The sequence below is a fragment of the Vibrio genomosp. F10 str. 9ZD137 genome (assembly GCF_049974785.1).
Taxonomy (GTDB): Bacteria; Pseudomonadota; Gammaproteobacteria; order Enterobacterales; family Vibrionaceae; genus Vibrio.
The window spans coordinates 1-1,428 of record NZ_JBNGCJ010000559.1 but is presented as its reverse complement, the minus strand read 5'-3'; the positions used below and the strand labels follow the sequence as shown (position 1 = coordinate 1,428).

1 protein-coding gene and 2 pseudogenes are annotated in these 1,428 nt (G+C 45.0%); all 3 read left to right on the top strand.

The genetic code is table 11. The annotated features are described in order from the left end of the window. Window positions 1-164, top strand: a pseudogene (gene glyA / locus ACP45E_RS13640) (serine hydroxymethyltransferase); the annotation flags it as partial. A 48-nt stretch (window positions 165-212) separates the two neighbouring features. Then, the gene (gcvH, locus tag ACP45E_RS13635; RefSeq protein WP_017035902.1) at window positions 213-593 is read left to right on the top strand and encodes a glycine cleavage system protein GcvH; all 381 of its coding nucleotides are present in this window, start codon (window positions 213-215) and stop codon (window positions 591-593) included. A gap of 126 nt (window positions 594-719) precedes the next feature. After that, window positions 720-1,428, top strand: a pseudogene (locus ACP45E_RS13630) (glycine dehydrogenase (aminomethyl-transferring)); the annotation flags it as partial.

The window sequence follows — 1,428 nt, the reverse complement described above, 5'->3', positions numbered from 1 at the left end:
GAACGAGCCGCGGTTTTGGCAGTGAAGAATTTAAGCAGATCGGTGAGTGGATTGGTGACGTACTCGATGGCCTTGTAGAAAGCCCAGAAGGTAATCCTGACGTTGAGCAACGCGTTCGCAAGCAGGTGAAAACACTGTGCGCTCGTTTTCCGCTATACCAGTAAGAATTAAACAACTTTTAAAAACTAACAGTTATTTTTGGAGATGAAGCAATGGATAACACACTGAAGTTTGCAGATAGCCACGAGTGGGTTAAAGACAACGGTGACGGCACAGTAACGATCGGTATTTCAGAGCATGCACAAGAGATGCTTGGTGATGTCGTGTTTGTTGACCTGCCAGAAGCTGATGATGAAATTGAAGCGGGTGAAAGCTTTTCTTTGGTTGAGTCGGTAAAAGCAGCCTCTGATATTTATGCGCCAGTGACGGGTGTGATCGTTGAAATTAACGAAGAGCTCGAAGACAGCCCTGAGTTAATTAACGAAGAGTCGTACGAAGGTGGTTGGATTGTAAAAGTGAAACTTTCTGACCCTTCAGAGCTTGATAATCTAAAAGACGCGGAAGAATACCTGAACTCTATTGATGATGAGTAATTAGGGAAGGACATGAAAGCTGCTCATTTGTTACCCCAACAAGAGCAGCTTTTTTTAAAGATGAATATTGATAACCTTGGCACCCACAGTTAGCCATATTTATCTGATTGATAAGGTAAAGGAACAATGACTGAATTAACTCAAAGCCCGTTACTTGCAGATCTGGGCACTCAAAATGAATTCGTTGCACGCCACAACGGGCCTAACAAAGCAGATCAACAAAAAATGCTCGAAGCGATTAACGCTGCTAGCTTAGACTCTCTGATTGATGAAACGGTCCCGTCACAGATTCGCATTGAAAAGCCAATGACACTGGCTGCGCCAAAGAGTGAAACGGATATGCTGGTCGCGATGAAAGCGTTCGCCAACCAGAACCAAGTTAAGCGTACCTTTATCGGCCAAGGTTATTACAACACCTTCACCCCAAATGTCATTTTACGCAATGTGTTAGAAAATCCAGGTTGGTACACAGCGTACACACCTTATCAGCCTGAAATCTCTCAAGGCCGATTAGAGTCTCTACTGAATTTCCAGCAAATGGTGATGGATTTGACGGCAATGGATATTGCCAACGCATCACTGCTTGATGAAGCCACTGCCGCTGGCGAAGCCATGACGCTTTGTAAACGAGCAGGCAAAAGTAAAAGTAAAGTCTTTTTCGTCGCAGACGATGTACACCCTCAGACGCTAGAAGTGGTTAAAACTCGCGCTGAATACATCGGCTTTGACGTGTTGGTTGGCGAGCTAGAATCACTGCCTCAACATGACGTATTTGGTGCCTTGCTTCAGTACCCTAGCACCACAGGTCAAGTACGAGATCGGAAGAGCGGATCAG